We start from the raw sequence: 17,737 nt of genomic DNA, 5'->3' as shown, positions 1-17,737 counted from the left end.
GCTCCGGTGGGCGGGCGCCTATGGGCGGGGCTGGCCTCGCCGCCGGTCCAGGATGGCGGGCCGGCCCGTCGAAATTGCGGCGGGCCGGCGAGGGCGCCTCAGGCGACTGGCCGAAGCGCCCTGCCCTGCGGCGCCCCGAAGCGCGCGAAGCGCAGGGCCAGGGTCGGCAGGATGAGGAGGTTGAGCACCGTCGAGGTGGCGAGGCCGCCGAGGATGACGATGGCCATCGGACCCTCGATCTCGCGGCCGGGCTCGCCGGCCCCGAGGGCGAGGGGCAGGAGGCCGAGCCCGGTCACGAGGGAGGTCATCAGGATCGGCACCATCCGGTCGGCGGCCCCGAGCACCGCCGTGTCCCGGTCCCAGGCCTGCCCCTCCTCCACCACGAGGTGCTCGTAATGGGCGATCATCATGATGGTGTTGCGCAGGGAGATCCCGAACAGGGTCACGAAGCCCACGATCGAGCCCAGCGACAGCACCGCCCCGGTGGCGAAGACCGCGAGCACCCCGCCCACGAAGGCGAAGGGCAGGTTGACCAGCACCAGCATCAGGTTGCGCAGGCTCCCCGTGACGATGGCCAGCAGGAGCACGATGCCGAGGCCGGCCAGCCCCGAATAGACCAGGAGGTCGCGCCGGGCCCGCGCCTGCGCCTCGGCCGAGCCGGCGAAGCCCACATAGGTGCCGGGGGGCAGGGCGACCTCGCGGGCGATCTTGCGCCGGGCATCGGCCACGAAGCCGGCCACGTCGCGCCCCGTCACGTTGGCGGTGACCGCCTGGACCCGCTGCGCGCCCTCGTGCTGGACCTGGTAGCGGCCGGAGGTCTCGTAGATGTCGGCCACCTGGGCCAGGCGCACCACCCGGCCGCCGGAGCCGCGCAGGGGCAGGTCGCTCAGGGCCGAGAGCCGGCCCCGCGTGGCGGAATCGAGGATGACGAGGACGTTGAACACCGCGTTGCCGGCATAGGTCTGGCCGACGATGTCGCCCTGGTAGGCGGTGCGCACCACCTCCATGACCTCGATGGCCGAGAGGCCCCAGTGGCGCAGGTCGTTGAACCTCAGGCCCACATTGACCTGGGGCAGGCCCGCCGGGGAGCTCTGCTGGATGTCGACCGCGCCCCGGACCTCGGCGAGCTCGCGGGCGATGTCGCGGGCGGCGGTCTCGATGGCGGAGAGATCGGTGCCGAAGACGTTGATCACCACCGGCGCGGTGAAGCCCGAGACCGTCTCCTCGATCCGCTCGGTGAGGAAGGTCTTGAGTGAGAAGGCGGCCCCGGGGAAGCCCGCCATCACGGCCCGGATCCTGGCCTCCGCCGCCCCCTGCCCCGCCCCGTCGAGGCCAGGCTCCAGGTCGATGTGGATCTCGCTGTAATGGGTGCCGGCGGTGTCCTGGCCCGCCTCGGCCCGGCCGATCTGCGAGGCGACCGCCCGGATGCCCGGGATCTCCTTGAGGGCGGCGGTGATGCGGGTGCCCAGCCGCAGGGATTCCTGCAGCGAGGTGCCGGGGGCGGCCGCCATGTGCAGGATCAGGTGGCCCTCCTTGAGGTCGGGAAGGAAGGTCGAGCCGAAGAACGGCACCAAGGCGGCCCCCAGGAGGGTGACGAGGAGGCCGCAGGCCATGACGAGGCGCGGGAAGCGGTCGATCCGGGTCAGCAGGCGGGCGTAGAGGCGGCGCGCGGCGCGCATCACCGGCGGCTCCTCGGTCGAGGCCTCGCGCCGGTTCGTCAGCAGCCACATCGCCAGCGCCGGGGTCACCGTGAGGGCGACGGCCAGCGAGGCCACCACCGCGAGGATGTAGGCGAGGCTCAGGGGGCCGAACAGCCGGCCGGCGATGCCCGACAGGGCGAGCACGGGCAGGAACACCAGCAGCACCGCGATGGTGGCGTAGGCCACCGCCGTGCGCACCTCCAGGATGGCGTCGAGGACCACCCGCCCCTCGGGCCGCGGGCCGCCGAGGCGGCGGTTCTCGCGCAGGCGCCGGACCACGTTCTCGACGCCGATCACCGCGTCGTCCACCACCTCGCCGATGGCGATGGCGAGGCCGCCCAGCGTCATGGTGTTGAGGCTCTCGCCCAGCGCCTGGAGCGCCACCACGGCGGCGATGAGCGAGAGCGGGATCGCCAGCGCCGAGATCACGGCGGTGCGCCAGTCGTAGAGGAAGACGAACAGCACCACGACCACCAGGATGCCGCCGAGCCCGAGGGCCTGCAGCACGTTGCCGTTGGCGATGGCGATGAAGTTGGCCGGGCGGAACAGGTCGGCGTGCAGGGTCACGCCCTCGCGCGACAGGGCCGGGCGCAGCTCCTCCAGGGCGGCCTCGACCCGGGCGGTGACCGCGCGGGTGTTGGCGCCGTACTGGGCGCCGACCATGAGGAGCACCCCGGGCCGGCCGTCCACCAGGGCGGCGCCGATCGCCGGCTCGCCGGTGGCGACCACGGTGGCGACGTCCGCCAGGGTCACGCTGGCCCCGCCCTCGTTGATCAGCACCGTGCGCGAGACCGCCTCGGGGCTGAGCGACTGGCCGTCGGTCTGGAGGGCGATGCGCTGGTTGGGCGTGTCGACGAAGCCGGCCCCGCGCACGCCGGTGGCCTTGCGGGCGGCGGCCAGCACGTCGTTGACGCCGATGTTGAAGCGCACGAGGTCGTTGGGGCGGATCTGCACCTGGAGCGAGCGCACCGCGCCGCCGTAGACCGAGACCTGGGCGATGCCCGGCACGGCGAGGAGGCGCAGGCGGACGGTCCAGTCCGCCAGGGTGCGCAGGTCCATGTCGGAGCGGCTCTGGGTGGTCAGGCCCACGAGCAGCACCGTGCTGGTGGCGGAGGTCAGCGCCGTCATCGCCGGCGGCAGCACGCCTTGGGGCAGGCGGCCGGCCAGCGCCGTCAGCCGCTCGGTGACGAGCTGGCGCACCCGGTAGATGTCGCTGCCGGCCCCGAAGGTCACGGTGATCACCGACAGGCCTTGGATCGAGCTCGAGCGCAGGGAGACCACCCCCGGCAGGCCGTTGACCGCCACTTCCACGGGCTGGGTCACCAGCACCTCGACCTGTTCCGGGTTGAGGCCGGGCGCCTCTGTCTGGATCACCACGGCGGGCGGGGCGAATTCCGGGAAGACGTCGTACTGGGCGTCCGCCAGCACGACGAAGCCGTAGCCGGCCAGCGCCAGGCTGAGCGCCAGGACGATGCCGCGGAAGCGCACCGCGAAGGCGACCAGGGCCGCCTGGGGGCCGCCATGGCCCTGTGCCCCGGAACGCCCCGGCTCGGGACGGTACGCCTCAATCGTCATCGACGCCGCCCGAGACCTGGAGCTGGCTCTTCATCTCCTCGGAGAGGAGCGCCTGCGCGCCCGCGAGCACGATCTCGGTGCCGCCGGGCAGGTCCTCCACCACGTAGGCGTCGGCCGACATCGGCGGGTCGGCCTTCAGGCGGTGGCGGGCGAAGGCGTCGGGCCCCACCGCCCGGTAGATCCAGGCGCCCCCCTGCCAGTGCACCACCGCGTCCTCGGGCACGCTCAGGCCCGTGACGCTGCGGTCCGCCGCCAGGAAGGCCAGCATGCTCATGCCGGGCAGGAAGCCGCTGTCGCCCGGCACGGTGTAGAAGAAGCTCAGGCCCTGGATGCGCGGGTCCGTGCGGGTCGCGGGGGAGACGTAGGTCAGGGCGACCCGCGCGCTCTGGGGCGGCACCTCGGCGAAGGCCGCCGCCGGCGGGCCCTTCAGGCCCTCCCCCGGGGGCAGGGTGACCTGCACCAGGAAGTCGGTCCGCTCGATCAGCCGGGTGATGGTGGCCGAGCGCTCGACGATGGCCCGGCCGATCACCGGCCCCCATTCCTGCTGGGCGGTGGCCGAGAGGGTGCGCACCTGCGATTCCGCCGCCGCCAGGGCGGCCTGGTCGGTCTGGGCGGTGCCCCCCGCGGTCTCGAGCTGCACGGTGGTGGCGTATTGACCGAGCGACCTCGCCCGCTGCAGGGCGCTGCGCGAGACCTCGGCCCGGGCCTGGGCGGTCTGGAGGGCGGCCCGGGCGCTGGCATAGGCGTTGGTCAGGTCGGTGACCCGGGCGAGGTCGAGGACGCTGCCATAGGCCTGCAGCTCCTCCCGGTGCTCGGCCAGGGGCCGGGCCTCGGTGACGATGCCGATGCGGGTGCGCTCGGCGGCCGAGAGGCGCACCACGGTGCGGCCCTCCTCCACGGCGGTGCGCTGGGCCGGCAGGTGCGCGGGTTTCGCCGCCCCGGGTCTGGCCTGGAGCGCCTCGAGGCGCTCGCGCGCCGCGCCGAGGAGGGCGGCGCCCTGGGGCGAGACGGCGAGGCCGCCGAGGCCGGCCGCCGCGAGGCCGGCGAGGAGGAGGGATCGCCACGTCACCGGATGTCTCGCCCTCCCCTGCCGTTGCCGCGGCCGTGTCGCCGCCGCGTTCCGGGCCGGCATAACCTTGTCCACCGGCATAGGGAATCGGCGCGCCCGTCGATAGCGCGGGCGGATCGATAGCGGGGGATGGGTACGGTCCCTGGGCGGCGCCGGCGGCGGATGCGGGCGGATTTCGATGGCGGTGTTGCGCCGGGCGGCCTGTCCCCGCGCGGCGCGGCGGGCTATCCCCGCCCGCGTCGGCCGGCCTCGGGCCCGGCGAGCCCAGGGAGATCCGCCCCATGCGCGTCCCGGAGACGCCCGCCGGACGCGCGGCCGAGCCGGCCGCCACGGCCTACCCGCTCCTCGTGTTCACGATGCTGCTCTGGGGCGGCAACGTGGTGGCGAGCAAATGGGCGGCGGGCGAGGTCTCGCCCCAGGTGCTGACCTGCCTGCGCTGGGCCTTCGCCTGCCTCGCCCTGGCGCTGCCGGCGCGGGCCGGCCTCGTGGCGGAGTGGGACCGCTTGGCGCGGCACTGGCGCTACGTGCTGCTGATGGGGGCCTGCGGCTACACCCTCTACGCCAGCCTGTTCTACGCCGCCGGCCTGTTCACCAGCGGCATCAACATCGCCCTGTTCCAGGGGGCGATCCCGGTCCTCGTCATCCTGATCAACTATCTGGTCCACCGGGTGGCGGTGACGGGCGCGCAGCTCCTCGGCGTGGCCGTGACGCTCGCGGGCGCCGTGGTGGCGGCGACCCACGGCGACTGGCGGGTGCTCGCCACCTTCGCCTTCAACCGGGGCGACGTGCTGATGCTGGTCGCCTGCCTGCTCTATGCCGGCTACACCGTGGCGCTCTCGCACAGGCCGAAGGTCTCGGGCCTCAGCTTCTTCACGGCGGTGGCGCTCTCGGCCCTCGTGACCTCCCTGCCGCCGCTCTACGCCGAATGGGCGCTGGGCCACACGATCTGGCCGACGCGCAAGGGCTGGGCCATCGTGCTGTTCGTGGCGCTCGGGCCCTCGCTCATCGCGCAGCTCGCCTTCATGCGCGGCGTCGAGCTGATCGGCCCGAACCGGGCCGGTCTCTTCGTCAACCTGGTGCCGATCTTCGGGGCCGGCCTCGCCATCCTGCTGGTGGGCGAACCCTTCCGCTGGCACGACGCCCTGGCGCTGGCCCTCGTCATCGGCGGCATCGCCATCGCGGAGAGGCTGGGGCGCCGCCGCCGGGGTGCCTAGGCCGGCGCGGCATCGGTCGTCACGGCTCGCGCAGCGAGACCGAAGGTGGGGAGCGTCAGGCGAGAACCTGCAACCCGTGCTTCCGGACGACGCTCAGCAGCTTGAGCGCCATCCCGCTCGGCCGCTTGGCGCCGGTTTCCCACTTCTCGACGGTGCTCTCGCTCGTGTTGAGGTAGCGCGCGAAGACGGGCTGGCTGACGTTGTTGGCCTCACGGATCTGCTTGATCTGAGCAGGCTCGATGTCGTTCGGGACAGCCAGATGACGCGCATCGAAGTCGCGCATTGTCGCCTTGTCGAGGGCACCCACCTTGTGAAGCATGGCAGCAGACGTGTGGAGCGCCTCGGAGGCCGCGCTCCTGAATCTAGCTTTCGTCGCCATGGCAAATCTCCGTCAGGTCCCTGTCTGCAATGAGTTCGGCAAGCTGCTTCTCGGTCATCGCCCCGTAAGCCTTGGCGAGGGTTCGAAAGTCCTCCAGTTCGTCGTCCGCGATGTTTGCTCTGTCCTTCTTGGCGAACAGGTAGGCGAAGATCCAGTATCGACCCCCCTTGGCCAGGATGATGCTGCGATGTCGGTTCTTGTCCAGGCGCTTCTTGAAGACGCCGCCCCCCAGATCGTCGGCCTGACCTCGCGCTACATCCCGGATCGCCTCGCACAGCGCGTCGTCCCGGATGCGAGCCTTTCGGGCGGCTTTGAAGAACCATGCCGTCTTGAAGGTTCTGGGGATGTCGGCGGCCATCTTGAATCGTAGCACTAAGTGATACAGAAATCAAGGATTGGCGGCCATGTGCCTGGCTGACTTGAGGGGAGGCCGAGTGGCCTACCCGCCCCCGCCGGCTGGGCGGCGCAGCTCGAACCGGGTCTCGGATTCGGCGGTGAAGTAGTCGAAGTAGCCGCCGCGCAGGATCGGCCGCATGGCGCCGGTGTCGACGAGGCCGTCCTTGATGAAGCGGTCGTCGATGTAGATCGAGACCACCTGCCCGATCACCAGGAAGTGCGAGGCGTCGCTGCCGTCCAGCGGCGTCAGCGGCACGGTCTGCAGCCACCTGCACTCCAGGGCGGCGGGCGATTCGGCGACCCGGGGCGGGCGCACTTTTCGCGATGGCGCCGGGGTCAGGCCCGCATAGGCGAACTCGCTCTCTCCGCGCGGCAGGGGCGCCGAGGTGGCGTTCACCGCCTCGCGCAGGTCGTAGGTGGCGAGGTTGCAGACGAACTCGCCGCCCTCCTCCGCGAAGGTCATGGCGTCCTTGCGCCCGGCCGAGGAGAACATGACCATGTCGGGGCCGGATGCCACGGCGTTGAAGTAGGAATAGGGCGCGAGGTTCACCGCGCCGTCGCGGTTCATCGCGCTGATCCAGCCGATCGGGCGCGGGGCCACCAGGGCCTTCAGCGGGTTGTGCGGCAGGCCCTTGGTCTCGGCGTCGTAATGCATGGGGTGCCCCTCAGAGCCGGGTGACGATGTCGGCCAGCACCGGGCGGGGCCGGTCGGGCGGCACCTCCTGGGCGCGCCCGATATGGATGAAGCCCGCGAGGCGCTCGCCGGGCTCGAGGCCGAGGACGTCGAGGATGCGGGAATCGTAGGCGAACCACTCGGTGAGCCAGGCGGTGGCGTAGCCCGCGGCGTTGGCCGCCACCACGAGGTTCATCGCCACGGCGCCGGCCGAGAGCACCTGCTCCCATTCCGGAATCTTGACGTGCGGGCCGGCCCGCGACACCACCGCCACCACCAGGGGGGCCAGGGCGAGGCGGTTGCGCTCCAGCGCGAGGCGGGCGGCGTCGGCCTCCGGATGGTCGGCGGCATAGGCCGCCGCGATGGTCCCGCCGATGCGCGTCCGGGCCTCGCCGGCGATCACCAGGAAGCGCCAGGGGGCCAGCTTGCCGTGGTCCGGCACGCGCGCGGCGATGGTGAGGAGCGCGTCGAGCTCGGCCGCGTCCGGGCCCGGCCCGTCCAGGCGGAGGGGCGGGACCGAGCGGCGGGTGCGCAGGAGATCGAGGGTGGCGTTCATGGCGTCCCTGGAGCAGGATCGGGCGAGTGGAGGCGGGGCCTCGCACCCGGAGGGCCGGCACCCGGGCCGGGGCGGCCTTGCCGCCGCCATGGTCCGGTTCCAGAGGGCGGGCACCGGGGCGCGGCGGCCACCCGTGACATGGCGCGTCGGCGGCGGATTGGCAACGCCGGCGGAAGCGGGGAGGTGCGGGATGGCGCGGGCAGGATACGGATCGGTCTGGCTGGGCTGCGCCCTCCTCCTCGGCGGTCCCCCCGGACCCGCCGCGGCGCAGGACGGCAACGCCTTTCACAACCGGATCGGGCCCAACCTCCCCTCCCCCACCCTGTCGGCCCCGTCGATGTCCGATCCCTCGGCGCCGCCGCTGCCCAGCGCGGCGAGCGCGGCCCTGAACCTCTCGGCGGTGTTCGCCGGCGGCGACAGGCCCCTGCGCTCCGGGCTCGCCTGGCGCATCTACGAGGACCGCACGGACGGGACGAAGCCCGCTATCGTGGCCCGCTCCGAGGCGGCCGAGCCGAGCTTCACCCTGGCGCCGGGCTCCTACGTGGCCACCGTGACCTACGGCTTCGCCAGCGCCTCGCGCCGGGTCGTCATGGCGGGCCAGCCGGCCTCCGAGCAGCTCAAGGTCAATGCCGGGGCGCTCAAGCTCTCGGGCGCCATCGGCGACGTGAAGCTCAGCTCCGACCAGCTCGCCTTCTCGGTCTTCGTGCCGATCGGGACGAATTCGGAGGGGCGCCTCGTGCGCAGCGGCGTCAAGGCGGGCGAGCTCCTGCGCCTGCCGGAGGGCACCTACCACGTGGTCTCGACCTATGGCGGCTCGAACGCGATCCAGCGCGCCGACCTCAAGGTGGAGAACGGCAAGGTCACGGACGCCACCCTCAACCACCGCGCCGCGACCCTGACCCTCAAGCTCGTGGCGGCCGAGGGGGCGGAGGCCTTCGCGGGCACCGCCTTCTCGGTGCTGACGCCGGGCGGCGACACCATCCGCGAGGCCATCGGGGCCTTCCCGCAGGTGACCCTGGCGGAGGGCGACTACGTCCTCATCGCCCGCCACGACGGGCAGGTCTACACCCGCGAGTTCAAGGTCGAGAGCGGCCTGAACCGCGACGTCGAGGTCATCGCCAAGGCGGGCTGACGCCGCCTCCCGCCTCGTCTCCGGGGTGGGAGGCGCGGCCTCAGGGCGTCGGCGCCTCGCCGTGCCGGCCGTCGAGGGCGACCTCGGCGCTCGGCACGGTCTCGGCCACCGAATCCGCCCGGATGCGGTCCGGCGCGGTCGCCTCCGCCACCAGGGCGGCCAGGGTCTCGTCGAGGCCGCCGGTGCGGGTGTGCTGGCTGCCGAGGCGCCGCACCGAGACCGTGCGCTCCTCGCCCTCCTTGCGGCCGACCACGAGCATCACCGGGACCTTGGCCAGGGAGTGCTCGCGGACCTTGTAGTTGATCTTCTCGTTTCTCAGGTCGGCCTCGACACGCAGGCCGAGGCGCGTCGCGGCGGCCACGACCTCCCGGGCATAGGGGTCGGCGTCGCCCGTGATGGTGGCCACGACGATCTGCGTCGGCGCGAGCCAGAGCGGGAAATGCCCCGCGAAATGCTCGATCAGGATCCCGGTGAAGCGCTCCAGCGAGCCGCAGATGGCGCGGTGGACCATGACCGGGGGCTTCTTGCCGCTCTCGGCATCGACGTAGAACGCGCCGAAGCGCTCCGGCAGGTTGAAGTCGACCTGCGTCGTGCCGCACTGCCAGTCGCGCCCGATGGCGTCGCGCAGGACGTACTCGAATTTCGGCCCGTAGAAGGCGCCCTCCCCCGGGTTGATCGCGGTCTTGATCCGGCCGCCGGACTGCTCCTCGATCTGGGTGAGCACCCGGGTCATGACGTCCTCGGCATGGTCCCAGAGGGCGTCCGACCCGACCCGCTTCTCGGGGCGGGTCGAGAGCTTCACCACGATCTCGCCGAAGCCGAAATCCGCGTAGGTGGAGAGGATCAGGTCGTTGATCTTGAGGCACTCGTCGGCGAGCTGGTCCTCGGTGCAGAAGATGTGCGCGTCGTCCTGGGTGAAGCCGCGCACCCGCATCAGGCCGTGCATGGCGCCCGAGGGCTCGTAGCGATGGACCACGCCGAACTCGGCCATGCGCAGGGGCAGGTCGCGGTAGGACTTCAGGCCGTGCTTGAAGATCATCACGTGGCCGGGGCAGTTCATGGGCTTCAACGCGAACCAGCGCTTGTCCTCGGCCTCGTCGCCGGCGCTCTGGGCCGCGAACATGTTCTCGCGGTACCAGCCCCAGTGGCCGGAGGTCTCCCACAGGGCCTTGTCGAGGATCTGGGGGGCGTTGACCTCCTGGTAGTCGCCGCGCAGGCGCCGGCGCATGTAGGCGATCAGCTCCTGGAACACCGTCCAGCCCTTGGCGTGCCAGAACACGACGCCGGGTCCCTCCTCCTGGAAGTGGAACAGGTCCATCTCGCGCCCCAGGCGCCGGTGGTCGCGGCGCTCGGCCTCCTCCAGGCGGTGCAGGTAGGCGTCGAGATCCTCCTTCGTGGCCCAGGCGGTGCCGTAGATGCGGGTCAGCATCGGGTTGTTGGAATCGCCCCGCCAATAGGCGCCCGCCACCTTCATCAGCTTGAAGGCGGTGCCGACCTTGCCCGTGGAGGTCATGTGCGGGCCGCGGCAGAGGTCGAACCAGTCGCCCTGGCGGTAGACCTTGAGGTCCTCGCCGGGCGGGATCGCGTCCACGAGCTCGACCTTGTAGGCCTCGCCCTTCCCGGCGAAGAGCGCCCGGATGTCGTCGCGCTTCCAGACCTCCTTGGTGAAGGGGGCGTCGCGCGCGATCAGCTCGCGCATCTTCGCCTCGATCTTCGGGAAGTCCTCCGGCGTGAAGGGCTCGTCGCGGGCGAAGTCGTAGTAGAACCCGTTCTCGATCACCGGGCCGATGGTGACCTGCGTCGCCGGCCACAGGGCCTGCACCGCCTCGGCCAGCACGTGGGCGCAGTCGTGCCGGATCAGCTCGAGGCTGCGCGGATCGGTGCGGTCGAGGAACTCGATGCGGGCGTCCCGCTCGATCGTGTCGTCGAGGTCGCGCACCGTACCGTCGAGCGCCATGGCGACGGTGCGCTTGGCCAGGGACTTGGCGATGCCCTCGACGACGGCACGGCCGGTGATCGCGGCGTCGTAGCTGCGGGTGTTGCCGTCGGGGAAGGTCAGGGTCGGCATGGCCGGGGCTCCTTGGAGGCTCACTCCTGCGTACGCGGCAGGTAAGCGGGGGCGGTTCTCGGATCGGGGCGGCCGCGATGCGCCGCCGCGCCGGGCCGTTTAGACCCATTCGCAGCGGGAAGGAACGCGAATTCCGAGCGGGGCATCGCCCGCGCCGGGCCGGCGCTCCCGTCCCCGGACTGCCGACAATCGCGGGCTGCTGACAATCGCAAGTGATCCTCAATCACCATTGCCGCCCGTGCCGGCCGATCAATTGACAAGGACGGCCCGACCCGACTGATGCTGGCCCCCGGCCTTCCGTTCCGCACGGTCGAGACCAGAAAAAAATCCAAAAATCAGAGACGAGCCGGCCCCGCGGGGCAAACAGGGCTTTCGCCGGGAGACACGTTCATGCCGAGCCCCGTACCGACGGCGCACCCCGAGGGCGTCGCGATCACCACGACGGCCCACCTGCCGGGGGGACGGGCCGGGACGCAGCGATTCTGGCCGCAGGGCTGGTGGCGCCTCGTCGACATCCAGATCGGCATCATCCCGCTGCCGGTCTACCTGATCCTGGTGGCGCTGCTCTGGGTGCTGACCGCGGAGGGCGAGATCAAGGCCGACGCGCCGACGATGATCGCCGTGCTGGTGCTCGGCGGCTTCACCTGCGCGGAGATCGGCAAGCGCCTGCCGGTCCTGCGCCAGATCGGGGCGGGGGCGATCTTCGCCACCTTCATCCCCTCGGCGCTGGTCTACTACGCGCTGATCCCGGGTCCGATCGTCAAGGCGATCACCGACTTCACCAAGTTCACCAACTTCCTCTACCTCTACATCGCGGCGATCATCGTCGGCAGCATCCTGGGCATGGACCGGGCGGTGCTGATCAAGGGCTTCCTCAAGATCTTCGTCCCCCTCGGCCTCGGCTCCCTGGCGGCGGGCTGCGTCGGCACCCTGGTGGGCACCCTGCTGGGGCTCGGGGCGCACCACACCTTCTTCTTCATCGTGGTGCCGATCATGGCCGGCGGCGTCGGCGAGGGCGCGATCCCGCTCTCCATCGGCTACGGGGCGATCCTCGGGATGCCGCAGGGCGACGTCTTCGCCCAGGTGCTGCCGCCGGTGATGCTGGGCAGCCTCACGGCGATCATCCTGGCCGGCACCCTCAACGCGGTGGGCAAGCGCCGCCCGCACCTGACCGGCGAGGGCCGCCTGCAGCCCGACACCGAGAACGACATGGAGGCGGGCGCGCCCGTGGAGACCGGCCCGATCGACGCCGCCACGGTGGCGGCGGCCGGCCTCACGGCGGTGACGCTCTACCTCCTCGGCGTGATGTGCCACCACCTCACCGGCCTGCCCGCCCCCGTGGCGATGCTGTTCCTGGCGGTGCTGGCCAAGCTCGCCAGCGCGGTCTCGCCCCGGCTCCAGGCCGGCGGCTTCATCGTCTACAAGTTCGTCCAGGTCGGCATGACCTACCCGCTGCTCTTCGCCATCGGCGTCTCGCTCACCCCCTGGGACAAGCTCGTGGCGGCGTTCACGATCCCGAACCTCATCACCATCGTGGCCACCGTCGTCACCCTGATGGCGACGGGCTACGTCGTCGGGCGCCGGCTCGGCATGTACCCGATCGAGACCGCCATCGTGAACGCCTGCCACAGCGGCCAGGGCGGCACCGGCGACGTGGCGATCCTCACCGCCGCTAACCGGATGACCCTGATGCCCTTCGCCCAGATCGCCACCCGCATCGGCGGCGCCCTCACGGTGACGGGCACGCTGGTGTTCCTGAAGTGGATCACGGCGGCGCCGGTCTAGGCGCCCCCTCCTCCGTCGCCTCGCAGGCGAAGGGCGAGGGCGGTGCGTTGACCCCGCGCCAGCGGCCGTAGCGCCAGGGGCGGAACCAGGCGGCGCCCGGCGGCAGCGCCTCCGGCACCAGGTCGATGCCGTGGGTGCCGAGGGGGCCGCAGCGGCAGATGCGGGAAAACCCGATCCAGCCGCCGGCCCAGAGCCCGTGTCGCTGGATCGCCGCGTCGGTGTAGTGCGAGCACGAGGGCCAGTGCCGGCACTGGCGGCCGATCAGGCTCGACAGGGTGAGCTGATAGGTGCGGATCGCCCCGTGGGCGACGCGGCGGAGGAGCATGCTACTCGGCCGCCGCCGCCCCGGCCTCGATCCGGTCGAGGGCCTCCACCACCGCGTCGAAGGTCAGGAGCGTCGAGGCGTGGCGGGCCTTGAAGTCGCGCACCGGTTCCAGCACGGCGAGGTCCGCCCAGGCCCCCGTGGGCGCCGGGCCGTTCTCCTTGAGCATCCGCCGCATGGCGGCCCGGACCGCGCGCAGCTCGTCGGTGCTGGTGCCGACCACGTGGCGGGCCATGAGCGAGGACGAGGCCTGGCCCAGGGCGCAGGCCTTCACCTCGTGGGCGAAGTCGGTGACCGTACCGTCCCGCACCGCGAGGTCCACCGTGACGGTGGAGCCGCAGAGCTTCGAATGCGCGGTGGCGCTGGCATCCGGCGCCGGCAGGCGCCCGAGACGCGGGATGTCGGCGGCCAGTTCGAGGATGCGACGGTTGTAGATGTCGTCGAGCATGGAAGATCGATCCAGTTGCGGGTCCGCGGGGTTCATCTGCGGTTCCGCCAGGTTCCCTCGCGGCTCCGCCGGGACGGCCGGGCGCGGAGCCGGCTTCCGATCCCGGATGTCTGATCCGCGCGGCCCGCATTGCGCGACGGCGCGATAACGTCGATATAGGCCCCCACGCACCGTTTCGCGAGGAGGCGGCTCGTCGACCCGGGTCGCGCCCACGGCCGGGGTCGCGCCACGGCAGACGGCACCGTCCGGGCATCGGCCGAGCTTTTCCGACGGCCCCATGGTTCGACGATGTACGCAAAGCCTGACAGCCACCCGATGACGACCCGGATCGCCCGGGCGGAAGATGCCATGGATGCCGCGCTCAAATCCCTCTCCTACCGCCTGACCGAGACGGAGGAATCCGGGATGGAACCGACCCGCCAGAACGGCGCCCTCAGCGCCATGCGCAACGACAACGCGCGCGCGCCCGAAGCCCCCGAGACCGCACCCGAGATCGCACCCCTGCCCGCCTCCGCCCAGCGGGTGCCCGAGGCCGTCGCCACCGGCCGCCCGAGCCGCGAGGAGGCCGAGGCCGCCGTGCGCACGCTGCTGCGCTGGGCCGGCGACGACCCGAACCGCGAAGGCCTGCGCGACACGCCGGCGCGGGTGGTAAAGGCCTACGGCCAGATCTTCGGCGGCTACAGCCAGGATGCCGACGCGCTGCTCGAGCGGGTCTTCGAGGAGGTCGAGGGCTACTCGGACATCGTGCTGGTGCGCGACATCCCGTTCTACTCCCACTGCGAGCACCACATGGTGCCCTTCATGGGGCTGGCGCACATCGCCTACTACCCGACCAAGGGCGTGGTCGGCCTGTCGAAGCTCGCCCGCGTGGTCGACACCTTCGCCCGCCGCCTGCAGACCCAGGAGACCATGACGGCCCAGATCGCCGACGTGATCGAGAGCATCCTCAAGCCCCGCGGCATCGCCGTGATGGTCGAGGCCGAGCACCTCTGCATGGCGATGCGCGGCGTCCAGAAGGCCGGCGTCTCCACCATCACCACCCAGTTCCGCGGCGCCTTCCGCAACGACGCCAACGAGCAGGTCCGCTTCCTCACCCTCGTGCGCAACAAGTCCTGAGCCGGCCCGCGATGACGTCTGTCTCCCCATGACCCGCGCCTTCCCGGAGCCGGGCAGCCGGGCCGAGGTCGAGGAGGGGACCGCCTTCACCCCCCGCTTCGACGCCAACGGCCTCGTCTCCTGCATCGCCGTCGACGCCGCCGACGGGCAGGTTCTGATGCTCGCCCACATGAATGCCGAATCCCTGGCCCGCACCCTGGAGACCGGCGAGGCTTGGTACTGGTCGCGCTCCCGGGGCGAGCTCTGGCACAAGGGCGCCACCAGCGGGCAGGTCCAGCGCGTCGTCGAGATGCGGGTCGATTGCGACCAGGACGCCGTGCTGATCCGCGTGACGGTCGGGGGCGACGGCGGCTGCTGCCACACCGGCCGGCGCGCCTGCTTCTACCGCCGGGTCGATCACGATCCGGCGACCGGCCGCGCGACCCTGCGGCCCGCCGATGCCTGATCCCGGCGCGATGCGGACCTGTCCGAGGCGGGTCCGGCCCCGGCGCGCCGTCCGTGTCCCGTCTTCCCGGTCCCCCCGTTCCGGCGCCGTCCGGCGATGATGTGGGACGGCCTGTCCCCCGGGCCCGCCCGGGTCGAGGTCCGGCAAGTGGCGCCCGCCCGCGCGCGCTTTCCGGCCGGGGCGGTCGAGCCCGTGGCCCCGCCGCAGGCCCCCGGCCCCCGCATCGGCCTCGCGCTCGGCGGCGGCTCGGCCCGGGGCTGGTCGCAGATCGGGGTGATCGAGGTGCTGGAGGAGGCCGGCATCCATCCGGCCGTGGTGGCCGGCTGCTCCATCGGCGCCGTGGTGGGGGGCTGCTACGCGGCGGGCCAGCTCGGCCTGCTCAAGGCCTTCGCCCTGTCGTTGACCCGGCGCAGCGTGATGGGCCTCCTCGACCTGCGGCTGCGCTCCGGCCTGATCGCGGGCGACCGCCTGAAGCGGCGCCTCCAGCACGACCTCGCCGACCGCCGCATCGAGGGCCTGCCGATCCGCTTCGCCAGCGTCGCCACCGACCTCCACAGCGGCGAGGAGGTCTGGCTCACCCGGGGCTGCCTGGTGGAGGCCCTGCGCGCCTCCTACGCCCTGCCGGGCGTCTTCCCGCCGGTGCGCTGCGGCGGCCGGCTCCTCCTCGACGGCACCCTGGTCAACCCGGTGCCGGTGACGATCGCCCGGGCGCTGGGGGCCGACCTCGTGATCTGCGTCAACCTCAACGGCGACCCGCGCCCCGGCACGCGGGAGGCATCGCCCGCCCGGGTCACGGCCGAGGCCGTGCTCCCCGCCCCCCGCCGGCCCCGGCGCTGGATCCTGCGCCGTCCGGGGCCGCGGCAGGCCGAGCCCGAGCGGGCGAACGGCCTCGCCACCCCTGGGATGGCCCGGGTCATGCTCGACGCCTTCAACATCACGCAGGACCGGATCTCGCGGGCGCGCCTGGCCGGTGACCCGCCCGACATCGCCATCGTGCCGCGCCTGGCCGGGATGGGGCTGTTCGAGTTTCACCGGGCGGCCGAGGGGATCGCCCTCGGCCGGGAGGCGGCGCGGGCCGCCCTGCCCCAGATCCGCGGCCTCGTGGCGGCGGCCGCCGCCCGGACCTGATCCGGGCCCGGACCGGACCTGTCTCACGCCATGGTGATGTAGTCGCGCATGGCCCGGTGCTCGGCCTCGACGGCCTCGATCCGGCGCTTGACCACGTCGCCGATGGAGATGAGGCCGGCGAGCCGCTCCTCCTCGACCACCGGCACGTGGCGGAAGCGGCCCTCGGTCATGAGATGCATGACCTCCTCGATGCTGCAGGCGCGGGTGCAGGTGGTGACTTCGGCGGTCATGTGCTCCGAGACCAGGGCGTCGAGGGCGTTGGCGCCCTTGGCGGCGAGCGCCCGCATGATGTCGCGCTCGGAGAGGATGCCGCGCACCGCCCCGTCCGCATCGCTGACGACGACGGCGCCGATGCGCTTCTCGGCCAGGAGGTGGATGGCCTCGTCGAGGGTGCGCTGCGGCTCCACCGTGACGACGGAGCGGCCCTTCTCGGCGAGGATGCGAGCAACGGTCATGGACGTGTCCTTTCCCTGAATTCACCCGTGGGATGGGGCGGCCGGGCTTGGCCTGTCGCGGCGGGGCGCCCGGCTCGGTCTATGGCGATTGTGTGGCGTGCGCCCGCATATGGCAAGATCCCGCAGGGTCTTGCCGGGTGAATAGCAGGATAATTCAGATTTTGGGGCCGGAGCCGGGGCCGGAGCCGGGGCCGGCGATCAGCGCCGGGTGCGGTCGAGCAGCGGCAGCAGGAAGAAGCCCGCGACGAAGCCGCCGAGATGCGCGTCCCAGGCCACCGAGGTCGCCTCGGCGCCGAGCGGCAGGGCGATGATCCCGAACAGGAAGTTCGTCGCCAGCCAGATCCCCAGGAACACCACCGCGGTGCGGTTGCGCATCAGCTCCGGGATGGTCTGGAGCGGGGGTGGCGCCGGGCGCTGCCAGGGGAGGGCGCCGGCATAGACCGGCGGCGGCTGGAACACGAAGCGCGCGGCGGCCGCCATCAGGGCCGAGACGCCCGCCGAGGCCCCGATCAGGGGCGCGGTGCTCAAGGGGTCGAGGAGGACGTGGAGGATGCCGCCCGCCACCGCGCCCACGAGGGCGATCAGGCCGTAGCGCCAAGGGCCGTAGCGGCGGGCCACCGGCGAGCCGAAGGCGGCGAGCCAGACGGTGTTGAAGATCACGTGCATCCACGAGCCGTGCAGCAGCGCGTAGGTCGCGAAGGTCCAGGGCATCGCGGCGGGGTCGGCCGCCACGTAGCGCGCGAAGGCCTGCCGGGCCTCGACGACCTCGGGGTCGCCCGCCAGCGCCGCGGCCGCCCGCAGGAGTTCCTCGGCCCGGGCGGGATCGACGGCCACGCTCCAGCGCCCGGGAATCAGGGCGAGGTCGATCAGGGCGGCGATGTCCCAGGTATCCGGCAGCACGAATTCGCGCAGGGCGTGGATTCCCACCAGCACCCCGATCGACGCGGTGACCACGCCCGGCATGTTGAAGATCGGAACGCGGTTCTGCGGCGGCAGGTCGGGGCTGGCATCCATGGGGCCACCATGTCGGGGCGGGATGCGGCGCCGCAAGCCCCGCGGTGCCGGAAAGCCGCGCCGCGTGAACAATCGCCGCGCTCCGCCCGGCCTCGCGCGGAGGCGGCCTGCCTAAACTTGTCGGTGGACAACCCCCGGTCCCCGTTAACCTTGACGAAGGGTTAAGGGGGCGTCGCGAGGGTGGGCGGCATAAGCTCTGCGCGGAGCCTGGCACAGACTTCGGGAGCGGCCCAGAACCGTCCCGAAAGCGCCCGATCCGAGA

17 protein-coding genes are annotated in these 17,737 nt (G+C 72.3%); 6 read left to right on the top strand and 11 right to left on the bottom strand.

The window, feature by feature from the left end:
• Window positions 1-98: 98 nt before the first annotated feature.
• Both ACXJY8_RS06940 and ACXJY8_RS06935 read right to left on the bottom strand, forming a co-directional pair.
• The gene (locus tag ACXJY8_RS06940; protein WP_463777915.1) at window positions 99-3,275 is read right to left on the bottom strand and encodes an efflux RND transporter permease subunit; all 3,177 of its coding nucleotides are present in this window, start codon (window positions 3,273-3,275) and stop codon (window positions 99-101) included.
• Window positions 3,265-4,344, bottom strand: a complete 1,080-nt coding sequence (locus ACXJY8_RS06935; RefSeq protein WP_463777912.1) for an efflux RND transporter periplasmic adaptor subunit — start codon at window positions 4,342-4,344, stop codon at window positions 3,265-3,267. Before ACXJY8_RS06935 ends, ACXJY8_RS06940 begins: the two co-directional genes overlap by 11 nt.
• Window positions 4,345-4,625: 281 nt before the next feature.
• On the opposite strand from ACXJY8_RS06935, the gene ACXJY8_RS06930 reads away from it, so the two are divergent.
• Window positions 4,626-5,558, top strand: coding sequence for a DMT family transporter (locus tag ACXJY8_RS06930; protein WP_463777909.1), 933 nt, complete (start codon window positions 4,626-4,628; stop codon window positions 5,556-5,558).
• A gap of 55 nt (window positions 5,559-5,613) precedes the next feature.
• Here ACXJY8_RS06930 and ACXJY8_RS06925 read toward each other — a convergent pair whose 3' ends face one another.
• The 4 genes from ACXJY8_RS06925 to ACXJY8_RS06910 form a co-directional block, all read right to left on the bottom strand.
• The gene (locus ACXJY8_RS06925; protein ID WP_463777906.1) at window positions 5,614-5,937 is read right to left on the bottom strand and encodes a helix-turn-helix domain-containing protein; all 324 of its coding nucleotides are present in this window, start codon (window positions 5,935-5,937) and stop codon (window positions 5,614-5,616) included.
• Complete coding sequence (locus ACXJY8_RS06920; RefSeq protein WP_463777904.1) at window positions 5,921-6,295, bottom strand: type II toxin-antitoxin system RelE/ParE family toxin; 375 nt, start codon at window positions 6,293-6,295, stop codon at window positions 5,921-5,923. The genes ACXJY8_RS06925 and ACXJY8_RS06920 overlap by 17 nt, the downstream gene beginning before the upstream one ends.
• A gap of 81 nt (window positions 6,296-6,376) precedes the next feature.
• Window positions 6,377-6,988, bottom strand: coding sequence for a flavin reductase family protein (locus tag ACXJY8_RS06915; protein ID WP_463777901.1), 612 nt, complete (start codon window positions 6,986-6,988; stop codon window positions 6,377-6,379).
• A 10-nt stretch (window positions 6,989-6,998) separates the two neighbouring features.
• Window positions 6,999-7,562: a nitroreductase family protein gene (locus tag ACXJY8_RS06910; protein WP_463777897.1), complete on the bottom strand. Its 564-nt coding sequence runs from the start codon at window positions 7,560-7,562 to the stop codon at window positions 6,999-7,001.
• A 190-nt stretch (window positions 7,563-7,752) separates the two neighbouring features.
• Between ACXJY8_RS06910 and ACXJY8_RS06905 the strand changes: the two genes are divergently transcribed.
• Window positions 7,753-8,694, top strand: a complete 942-nt coding sequence (locus ACXJY8_RS06905; RefSeq protein ID WP_463777894.1) for an RgsD C-terminal domain-containing protein — start codon at window positions 7,753-7,755, stop codon at window positions 8,692-8,694.
• A gap of 40 nt (window positions 8,695-8,734) precedes the next feature.
• On the opposite strand, the gene thrS is transcribed toward ACXJY8_RS06905, so the two are convergent.
• Window positions 8,735-10,762: a threonine--tRNA ligase gene (thrS, locus tag ACXJY8_RS06900; protein WP_463777891.1), complete on the bottom strand. Its 2,028-nt coding sequence runs from the start codon at window positions 10,760-10,762 to the stop codon at window positions 8,735-8,737.
• Window positions 10,763-11,152: 390 nt separating this feature from the next.
• On the opposite strand from thrS, the gene ACXJY8_RS06895 reads away from it, so the two are divergent.
• Window positions 11,153-12,547 carry a 2-hydroxycarboxylate transporter family protein gene (locus tag ACXJY8_RS06895; protein ID WP_463777887.1) on the top strand — a complete coding sequence of 465 codons (1,395 nt, stop codon included), beginning with the start codon at window positions 11,153-11,155 and terminating at the stop codon, window positions 12,545-12,547.
• On the opposite strand, the gene yidD is transcribed toward ACXJY8_RS06895, so the two are convergent.
• Window positions 12,528-12,872 (bottom strand): membrane protein insertion efficiency factor YidD, encoded by a 345-nt coding sequence (gene yidD, locus ACXJY8_RS06890; RefSeq protein WP_463777884.1) that lies wholly within the window; start codon window positions 12,870-12,872, stop codon window positions 12,528-12,530. The genes ACXJY8_RS06895 and yidD overlap by 20 nt on opposite strands.
• Before the next feature lies 1 nt (window position 12,873).
• Entirely contained in the window at window positions 12,874-13,317 is a 444-nt protein-coding gene (locus ACXJY8_RS06885) for an iron-sulfur cluster assembly scaffold protein (RefSeq protein ID WP_463777880.1), read from the bottom strand.
• Between the two features lie 348 nt (window positions 13,318-13,665).
• On the opposite strand from ACXJY8_RS06885, the gene folE reads away from it, so the two are divergent.
• The 3 genes from folE (at window position 13,666) to ACXJY8_RS06870 (ending at window position 16,006) form a co-directional block, all read left to right on the top strand.
• Window positions 13,666-14,433: a GTP cyclohydrolase I FolE gene (folE, locus tag ACXJY8_RS06880; protein ID WP_495885049.1), complete on the top strand. Its 768-nt coding sequence runs from the start codon at window positions 13,666-13,668 to the stop codon at window positions 14,431-14,433.
• A 28-nt stretch (window positions 14,434-14,461) separates the two neighbouring features.
• Complete coding sequence (hisI, locus tag ACXJY8_RS06875) at window positions 14,462-14,878, top strand: phosphoribosyl-AMP cyclohydrolase (RefSeq protein WP_463777875.1); 417 nt, start codon at window positions 14,462-14,464, stop codon at window positions 14,876-14,878.
• A 96-nt stretch (window positions 14,879-14,974) separates the two neighbouring features.
• Complete coding sequence (locus tag ACXJY8_RS06870) at window positions 14,975-16,006, top strand: patatin-like phospholipase family protein (protein WP_463777872.1); 1,032 nt, start codon at window positions 14,975-14,977, stop codon at window positions 16,004-16,006.
• A gap of 23 nt (window positions 16,007-16,029) precedes the next feature.
• Here the strand turns inward: ACXJY8_RS06870 and ACXJY8_RS06865 are convergent, their stop codons facing one another.
• Window positions 16,030-16,461: a CBS domain-containing protein gene (locus ACXJY8_RS06865; RefSeq protein ID WP_463777869.1), complete on the bottom strand. Its 432-nt coding sequence runs from the start codon at window positions 16,459-16,461 to the stop codon at window positions 16,030-16,032.
• Between the two features lie 198 nt (window positions 16,462-16,659).
• Window positions 16,660-17,475 (bottom strand): rhomboid family intramembrane serine protease, encoded by an 816-nt coding sequence (locus ACXJY8_RS06860; protein WP_463777867.1) that lies wholly within the window; start codon window positions 17,473-17,475, stop codon window positions 16,660-16,662.
• Window positions 17,476-17,737: the final 262 nt, after the last annotated feature.

It is taken from the genome of Methylobacterium sp. TK31 (genome assembly GCF_055361545.1).
The sequence above is the reverse complement of the archived record's forward strand: the minus strand, read 5'-3'. Positions and strand labels throughout refer to the sequence as shown.

Excerpts from the sequence above, each read along its gene's own strand:
- ACXJY8_RS06925 (WP_463777906.1), bottom strand. The coding sequence starts at position 5,937 with ATGGCGACGAAAGCTAGATTCAGGAGCGCGGCCTCCGAGGCGCTCCAC.
- ACXJY8_RS06920 (WP_463777904.1), bottom strand. The coding sequence starts at position 6,295 with ATGGCCGCCGACATCCCCAGAACCTTCAAGACGGCATGGTTCTTCAAA.
- folE (WP_495885049.1), top strand. The coding sequence starts at position 13,666 with ATGGATGCCGCGCTCAAATCCCTCTCCTACCGCCTGACCGAGACGGAG.
- ACXJY8_RS06895 (WP_463777887.1), top strand. The coding sequence starts at position 11,153 with ATGCCGAGCCCCGTACCGACGGCGCACCCCGAGGGCGTCGCGATCACC.
- ACXJY8_RS06910 (WP_463777897.1), bottom strand. The coding sequence starts at position 7,562 with ATGAACGCCACCCTCGATCTCCTGCGCACCCGCCGCTCGGTCCCGCCC.
- yidD (WP_463777884.1), bottom strand. The coding sequence starts at position 12,872 with ATGCTCCTCCGCCGCGTCGCCCACGGGGCGATCCGCACCTATCAGCTC.
- hisI (WP_463777875.1), top strand. The coding sequence starts at position 14,462 with ATGACCCGCGCCTTCCCGGAGCCGGGCAGCCGGGCCGAGGTCGAGGAG.
- ACXJY8_RS06940 (WP_463777915.1), bottom strand. The coding sequence starts at position 3,275 with ATGACGATTGAGGCGTACCGTCCCGAGCCGGGGCGTTCCGGGGCACAG.
- ACXJY8_RS06870 (WP_463777872.1), top strand. The coding sequence starts at position 14,975 with ATGATGTGGGACGGCCTGTCCCCCGGGCCCGCCCGGGTCGAGGTCCGG.
- ACXJY8_RS06860 (WP_463777867.1), bottom strand. The coding sequence starts at position 17,475 with ATGGATGCCAGCCCCGACCTGCCGCCGCAGAACCGCGTTCCGATCTTC.
- ACXJY8_RS06915 (WP_463777901.1), bottom strand. The coding sequence starts at position 6,988 with ATGCATTACGACGCCGAGACCAAGGGCCTGCCGCACAACCCGCTGAAG.
- ACXJY8_RS06930 (WP_463777909.1), top strand. The coding sequence starts at position 4,626 with ATGCGCGTCCCGGAGACGCCCGCCGGACGCGCGGCCGAGCCGGCCGCC.
- thrS (WP_463777891.1), bottom strand. The coding sequence starts at position 10,762 with ATGCCGACCCTGACCTTCCCCGACGGCAACACCCGCAGCTACGACGCC.
- ACXJY8_RS06905 (WP_463777894.1), top strand. The coding sequence starts at position 7,753 with ATGGCGCGGGCAGGATACGGATCGGTCTGGCTGGGCTGCGCCCTCCTC.
- ACXJY8_RS06865 (WP_463777869.1), bottom strand. The coding sequence starts at position 16,461 with ATGACCGTTGCTCGCATCCTCGCCGAGAAGGGCCGCTCCGTCGTCACG.
- ACXJY8_RS06885 (WP_463777880.1), bottom strand. The coding sequence starts at position 13,317 with ATGCTCGACGACATCTACAACCGTCGCATCCTCGAACTGGCCGCCGAC.